Below are 6939 nucleotides of genomic sequence, written 5' to 3' on the forward strand. Positions count from 1 at the left end.
ACCTGGAGCGGTTTGATCAGCAAGGCCCGGCACATCGAAGTGCAAGTGTTGGGCGACGGCGTGCACGCCGTGGCACTTGTTCGAGCGCGAGTGTTCGCTGCAACGTCGGCGCCAGAAGATTTTTGAAGAAGCGCCGTCGCCGGTACTCAGCCAGCAACAACGCGAGACGCTCTGCGCCAGCGCGGTACGCCTCACCGAGTCCCTGGGCTACAAGGGTGCCGGGACGCTGGAGTACCTGTATGACGATGCGACGGGTGAGTTTTTCTTCATCGAGATGAACACGCGGATTCAGGTGGAACACCCGGTCTGCGAGCTGATCACCGGGATCGATCTGGTCCAGGCGATGTTGCGCATCGCCGGTGGCGAGCCGCTGGGCTTCAAGCAAAGTGACATCCGGCTCAACGGCGCCGCGCTGCAAATGCGCCTGAACGCTGAAGATCCGGCGCGGGACTTCTTCCCGAGCCCAGGCCAGGTCGAGGCGCTGGTCTGGCCGCAAGGGCAGGGGGTGCGTGTCGACACCCACCTCTATCAAGGCTATCGCGTGCCGCCGTATTATGACTCGCTGTTGGCCAAGCTGATCGTTCACGTCGCGACCGTGCCGAAGCCTTGGCCCGCGCGCGCACGGCGGTGGAACAGACCACACTCACCGGCATGGCCAGCACCTTGGCGCTGCATGGCGAATTGCTGGAACAACCGTGGCTGCACAGCGCCGACTTCCACACCGGCACCCTGGAAACCTGGCTGGCCGAGCGCCGCAGCGGAGGTGAAGCATGAGTCAGCCTATCCGCTACAGCTTTGGCGCCGACGAACATTTGTTTGCCGAAGTCAGCGACAGCATGTCCCTTGAAGCCTTCTTCAAAGGCCTGGCGGTCACCCGCGCGGTGGAGCGTCTGGCGCTGGATGGCGTGCTTGATGTGTGCCTGGCCAATGCCTCGTTCCAGATCCGGTTCGACCCGGATCGCATTGCGCCTTTCGACCTGCTGGAAGCGGTGAAAATCGCCGAGGCCGGCGCGGTCGCCGAACGCACGTTGCAGACGCGGATCATCGAGATTCCGGTGCTCTATAACGATCCCTGGACCCATGAAACCCTGATGCGTTTTCGCGACCGTCATCAGGACCCGAGCGCCACGGACCTGGAGTACGCCGCGCGCATCAACGGCCTGGCGGACGTCGAAGCCTTCATCGCTGCCCACAGTGGCGCGCCGTGGTTTGTTTCGATGGTCGGCTTCGTCGCGGGCCTGCCGTTCATGTTCCAGATGGTCGAGCGCGAGCGTCAACTGCAGGTGCCCAAGTACCTGCGACCCCGTACCGACACCCCGAAGCTGACCCTCGGCCACGGCGGTTGCTTCGGTTGCATCTACTCGGTGCGCGGCGCTGGTGGTTATCAGATGTTTGGTGTCACGCCGGCACCGATCTACGACCCACAGCAAACCCTGGCGTACCTGAAAGAGCACATGGTGTTTTTCCGTCCGGGCGACATCGTCCAGTTCAAACCGATGGACCGCGAAGCCTATGACCAGGCCATCGCCGAAGTGGAAGCGGGGCGCTTCGATCTGCGGATTCGTCCGGTGGAATTCTCGCTGGACGCGTTCCTGGCCGACCCCGTTGGCTATCCCAAGTCGTTGCAGGAGGTGCTGGCATGATCAAGGTACTCAAACCCGGTCTCGCCACGTCGGTACAGGATCTGGGCCGCGAAGGTTACTACCACCTCGGCATTCCACCCTCGGGTGCGCTTGACCAATACGCCCTGAGCGCGGCCAATCAACTGGTCGGCAACCCGGCAGGGGCGGCAGCGCTGGAATGCACGCTGTTGGGGCCGGAGCTGGAATTTCAGGAGGATGCATTGGTGGCGGTGTGCGGTGCGCACATGACGCCCCGAGTCGATGGTGTGGAAATGCACCACGACACGGCATTCTCGGTAAAGGCCGGGCAAGTGCTGCGCTTTGACTTCCCCAAGGCCGGCGCGCGGGCCTATCTGGCGGTAGCCGGTGGCATTGATGTGCCGGTGGTGCTGGGCAGTCGCTCCACCTATGCGTTGGGCGCACTCGGTGGTTTTCAGGGGCGCAGGCTGGTGGCCGGCGATGAACTGCCCGTCGGTATCGCCAGCGGTAAAAGCCGTGCCGGGGCCAGTTTGCCCATGGCTTTGCGGCAATCATTGGGTGGCGAAATCACCCTGCGCGTGGTGCCGGGTCTGTATTACGAGCGACTGACCTCCAGTGCGGCGAAGAGCTTTTTCGCCGAGCCTTGGACGGTCGGTTCGGAAGCTGACCGCATCGGCTATCGCTTCAAGGGCGGCAGAGCACTGACTTTCCAGCCCCGTGAACAACCGTTCGGTGCCGGTTCGGATCCGTCGAATATCGTCGACAGTTGCTACCCGATCGGCTCGATCCAGGTGCCGGCCGGGCTTGAACCTATCGTGTTGCACCGCGACGCGGTGTCCGGCGGCGGCTACGCCATGATTGGCACGGTGATCAGCGCCGACCTCGACCTGATCGGCCAGATGCAACCCAACCAGAAGGCCCGCTTCCAGGCGGTCACCCTGGATGAGGCGCTGGAAGCGCGACGATCCTATAAGAAAAAACTCAGCTGCCTGAGCAAGCTGTTCCCTTCCTGATGCTGCCCGCCGCATCGCGCGGGTCATGCCAAACGGTAAGCCCACGCCGCACTTCGGTGCGGTGACGGCTGCCCGCGCTTCAACCTATGACTGGTTCTGGAGTTCACGCATATGGCTGCTTTATCGCAATCGAGTCAAACCGGGCAAGACCCTGCCCATCACCCCGTTCCCGCCGAAGCGCGCATGGGCCGCTTGTCGCTGACCATGGCCTGGTGGGCGGTGTGCAGCGCGATGTTTTACATCGTGGTCGGCGCGTCACTGGCCCTGTCTTACGGTGCCCGCAATGCGCTGATCGGGATGCTGTTGTCGGTGATCAGCTACGGGCTGGTCAACAGTGTGCTCAGCCGTTTCGCGATCCGCAGCGGGTTGTCGGTGGCATTGTTTTCAAGGCTGTTGTTCGGCAGCACCGGCGCTTGCCTGGCGACCTTGATCTTCTTTTCCACGGCGATCTATTACGCGGTGTTCGAGGGTTCGGTGATCGCCGTGGCGCTCAACCACCTCTACCCGGAACTGGTCTATCCGTTGGCCGCGCTATTGGTGGTGTTGTACAGCGTGCCAATGATCCTGGGCACCGTGCAGCACTGGCTGGACAAGCTCAACGGCGTGTTGCTGCCGGTGTACCTGGGGGGCCTGTTGGTGGCGGTGGGGCTGTCGATCAGCCGTTATGGCTACCAGCCGCAATGGCTGGATTTCGGCCCGGCCACACCCAGCGTATTTGGCTGGTGGGATTGCTTTGTGGCCTACATGGGTGTCTGGGTGCTGATGCTGTTCACCTTCGACTATGCCCGTTTCGGCAAACCTGAAGACGCGGGGTATCACGGGCGCTGGAACTTCGGCATGCCGTTCTACGCGGTGACGTTCCTGCTCAACGGCGCGGCAGGCATCTATCTGGTCAGCAGCATTCCCCATGACGGGGCGCTGAACGAAGTGTCGGTGGTGATGGCGATTTTGCAACTGATGGGCTTGTGGGGATTGTTGTTTGTCTGGGCCACGCAAACCCGGATCAACACGGCCAATTACTATCTGGCCACGCTGAACATGCAGGCGTTCTTCGCACGTTTTGGCCTGCGCGGTTCGTACGCGATGTGGGCCTTGGCGGTCGGGTTGATCGTCTACGGCCTGATGCTCGCCGATGTGTTTGCCTACCTGCTCAAAGCGTTGGCGTATCAGGGCATCTTCGTCGTGGCCTGGGTCGGTGTGGCATTGGCGCAGATCCTCTACGGGCGCTGCGATGCAGCGACGCTCGAACGGGTGACAGCGTTCCATCCGGCGGGCTTGACGGCCTGGTTCGGCGCCACTGCGCTGGGACTGTTACTGATGTTCTGTGGTGGCAGCCTGAGCAGCTTTTCCGCACCGGCGACGGTGGTGGTTGCGTTTGTCTTGCAGGGCGGCTTGTCGCGCCTCGGCCGAAGCCGGTTGCAGTTGGCGCAGTGAGGTCTTTGCGAACGACCAAGCGGACTTGCCCGCGCCAGGGAGGGCGCGGTTAATTCACCGAGCCGCCTTGCCGGAGATCGGCGCAAAAAATATCGATGTTGCCACTGTCCGGTGCACTGCGCACGACGACGGAGTACTCACCGGACAGCAGGACCGGCAGTGCGACAGGTGCGCCTCTCGAGAACGCCCAGCCGCGTATGGCTTGGCGTTCGGTGTTGACACGATCGTTCATTGCGTAGGCGACGGGCCCGGGCTGCTGGCAGGTGCCTTTATTGATGAAGGTATAGAGGCGCAAGGGCAGGGACGTTCCGCCTGGAACACCACTGATGAAGAAAATGAATCCGGTTTGATTATCGCTCCAGCTAGTCAAGGTTACGTTGCCGATCTGACCGGCGTTCTGCCGGGTGGCAACCAGAGGAATACTCACGCCATGGTCTGATGAAGTGGAGCAGCCGAAGAGGCTGGCGCAGACCATTAGCGCTGCAAGTGAGTTTCTGCGTTTCATTGCCAACGTCCCGGGTTGAAGAACTGCAATGGGAGATTAGTGGGTATAGCTCATCAATCGCCTACTTGACGTTGCCCGGGGGTAATTCCCCGGGCCGTTCACGCTCATACCTGATCCATGACCTCGGCCACCCCCCGGTCCTCACCCAGAAATCCGCCGCTCTGGTGGTGCCACAGCCGCGCATAGATGCCGTTTTTTGCAAGCAATTCGGTGTGGGTGCCCTGTTCGACGATGCGTCCGTCATCCATGACAATCAGTCGATCCATGGCCGCAATCGTGGACAGCCGATGGGCGATAGCGATCACGGTCTTGCCCTGCATCATTTCATCGAGGCTTTCCTGAATGGCCACTTCGACTTCCGAATCCAGCGCGCTGGTCGCCTCGTCAAGTAGCAGGATCGGGGCGTTCTTGAGCATCACCCGGGCAATCGCGACGCGCTGGCGCTGGCCGCCCGACAGCTTGATGCCGCGCTCGCCGACCAGGGTGTCGTAGCCGCTGTGGCCTTGTCGGTCACTCAGTTGGCTGATGAACTCATCGGCCTGGGCGCTGGCCGCGGCACTGCGGATTTGCGCGTCGCTCGCATCGGGGCGGCCGTAGGCGATGTTGTCGCGAATGGAACGGTGCAACAGGGAAGTATCCTGGGTGACCATGCCGATGCGCTGCGCAAGCTATCTTGCGTGACGTGCGCGATGTCTTGCCCGTCAATGCGAATCTGCCCGCTGTCGACGTCGTAGAAGCGCAGCAGCAGGTTGATCAGCGTGGATTTGCCCGCGCCAGAGCGGCCAACCAGGCCGATTTTTTCGCCCGGGCGAATGTTCAGGCTCAGGCCATCGAGCACCTGGCGTTCGCCGCCGTAGTTGAAGCGGACATTGTCGAAGGTGACCGCCCCGCCGGAGGTCACCAGCACACCCGCGTCCGGCGCATCCTGCACCTTGGGGCCGCGGGTCAGTGTTGCCATGCCATCCTGCACGGTGCCGATGCTCTCGAACAGCGAGGTCATTTGCCACATGATCCAGTGCGACATGCCATTGATACGCAACGCCATGGCGGTGATTGCCGCCACGGCACCCGCGCCGACCTCACCTTGGTGCCATAGCCATAGGGCATAACCACCTGCAGCCATGATCAAGGCCACCACCAATGCCTGGTTGACGATCTCGAACTGGCTTACGAGGCGCATCTGGCGAAAGCCGGTCTGCTTGAAATCCTCCATGGCTGCACGCGCGAAGTGCGCTTCACGATTGGAGTGGGAGAACAGCTTCACTGTCGTGATGTTGGTGTAGGCGTCCGAGATACGTCCGGTCATCGAGGAGCGTGCATTGGCCTGTTCCTGGCCCACTTTCCCCAAGCGGGGTACGAAGTAGCGCATGGCCAGCCCGAACAACAGGATCCAGGCAATGAAAGGCAGCATCAGTTTCAGTGCGAAGCCGCCGGCCAGTGCAATGATCGCGATGAAATACACCCCGATCCCGGGTGCAATCTCAATCAGGGTGAACAGCACGTCGCGCACGGCCAGCGCCGTCTGCATCACCTTGGTGGTGACCCGGCCGGAAAACTCATCGGAAAAGAACGAAAGGCTTTGCCGCAGCATCAAACGGTGGAAGTCCCAACGCAGCCGCAACGGCAGGTTGATCGCCAATATCTGGTGCTGCACCATGCTGCGCAACGCCACCAGTGCGACACTGGTGACCATGACGATGCCCATGCCCCACAACACCCGGCTTTCCTGCGCCGCCGCATCACCGCCGGCCTTCCAGGTCGAGAGTAGATCCACCACCTGGCCGAGGAAAGCAAACAGCCACGCTTCGTAGATCGACACAGCGGCACTCAGCAGCGCAAACGCAAGAATATAGCCGCGGGCGCCCCGTGTGCACGCCCACAGGAACCGAGCCAGGCCCGCGGGTGGCGGTGGTACCTCGTCAGGCGGAAAGGGGTCGAGCCTTCGTTCAAATGCTCCAAGCATGGTGGTCTCCAAAACGATCAAATTCAGGAGATTCTGCCATTGAACGGTTGCTTTGAGGGTTTTGCGGGCCTGACCCTTCGTATTCCTCGGTGGCAATCTTGCAGGATGACTTGACCCGAACAGGCGCGTTCCCCCAGCGATACGCGGTGCAAAAATGTAGGAGCGAGCTTGCTCGCGAAGGACGTGAGGGCGCCGCGTACATCCAGGCGGCCCCCGTCATCGTTGACGTCCATCGCGAGCAATCGAGCGTCGACCGGCTGCTCCTACAAGGGTTTTGTGGTGTTCTTGCGGAGGTTAGAAGAAGCCCAGCGGATTGATGTCGTAGCTCACCAGCAGGTTTTTGGTCTGCTGATAGTGATCAAGCATCATCTTGTGGGTTTCACGGCCGACGCCGGACTTCTTGTAGCCACCGAACGCGGCATG

The 6939-nt window shown here is 61.6% G+C and carries 5 protein-coding genes and 2 pseudogenes; 4 read left to right on the top strand and 3 right to left on the bottom strand.

The genetic code is table 11. The features are described from left to right. The 4 genes and pseudogenes from BZ163_RS00650 to BZ163_RS00665 form a co-directional block, all read left to right on the top strand. A pseudogene (locus BZ163_RS00650) lies at positions 1 to 774 on the top strand (acetyl-CoA carboxylase biotin carboxylase subunit); the annotation flags it as partial. Then, positions 771 to 1643, top strand: coding sequence for an allophanate hydrolase subunit 1 (locus BZ163_RS00655; RefSeq protein WP_128869394.1), 873 nt, complete (start codon positions 771 to 773; stop codon positions 1641 to 1643). The pseudogene BZ163_RS00650 and the gene BZ163_RS00655, both read left to right, overlap by 4 nt. After that, on the top strand, positions 1640 to 2614 hold the full coding sequence (locus BZ163_RS00660; RefSeq protein WP_128869395.1) for a biotin-dependent carboxyltransferase family protein: 975 nt from the start codon (positions 1640 to 1642) through the stop codon (positions 2612 to 2614). Before BZ163_RS00655 ends, BZ163_RS00660 begins: the two co-directional genes overlap by 4 nt. Positions 2615 to 2725: 111 nt before the next feature. Next, complete coding sequence (locus BZ163_RS00665) at positions 2726 to 4048, top strand: cytosine permease (RefSeq protein ID WP_128869396.1); 1323 nt, start codon at positions 2726 to 2728, stop codon at positions 4046 to 4048. Between the two features lie 49 nt (positions 4049 to 4097). Here the strand turns inward: BZ163_RS00665 and BZ163_RS00670 are convergent, their stop codons facing one another. The 3 genes and pseudogenes from BZ163_RS00670 to BZ163_RS00685 all read right to left on the bottom strand — a co-directional run. Then, complete coding sequence (locus tag BZ163_RS00670) at positions 4098 to 4553, bottom strand: hypothetical protein (RefSeq protein ID WP_128869397.1); 456 nt, start codon at positions 4551 to 4553, stop codon at positions 4098 to 4100. A gap of 104 nt (positions 4554 to 4657) precedes the next feature. Further along, a pseudogene (locus BZ163_RS00675) lies at positions 4658 to 6516 on the bottom strand (ABC transporter ATP-binding protein). Between the two features lie 294 nt (positions 6517 to 6810). Further along, a partial coding sequence (locus BZ163_RS00685; RefSeq protein WP_073664670.1) for an aldehyde dehydrogenase family protein occupies positions 6811 to 6939 on the bottom strand: 129 nt, incomplete at its 5' end.

Source organism: Pseudomonas sp. VI4.1 (assembly GCF_002029345.1).
GTDB lineage: Bacteria > Pseudomonadota > Gammaproteobacteria > Pseudomonadales > Pseudomonadaceae > Aquipseudomonas.

What these genes read in the sequence shown, in the direction of transcription:
- BZ163_RS00655 (WP_128869394.1), top strand. Translation starts at nt 771, where the DNA reads ATGAGTCAGCCTATCCGCTACAGCTTTGGCGCCGACGAACATTTGTTT.
- BZ163_RS00660 (WP_128869395.1), top strand. Translation starts at nt 1,640, where the DNA reads ATGATCAAGGTACTCAAACCCGGTCTCGCCACGTCGGTACAGGATCTG.
- BZ163_RS00665 (WP_128869396.1), top strand. Translation starts at nt 2,726, where the DNA reads ATGGCTGCTTTATCGCAATCGAGTCAAACCGGGCAAGACCCTGCCCAT.
- BZ163_RS00670 (WP_128869397.1), bottom strand. Translation starts at nt 4,553, where the DNA reads ATGAAACGCAGAAACTCACTTGCAGCGCTAATGGTCTGCGCCAGCCTC.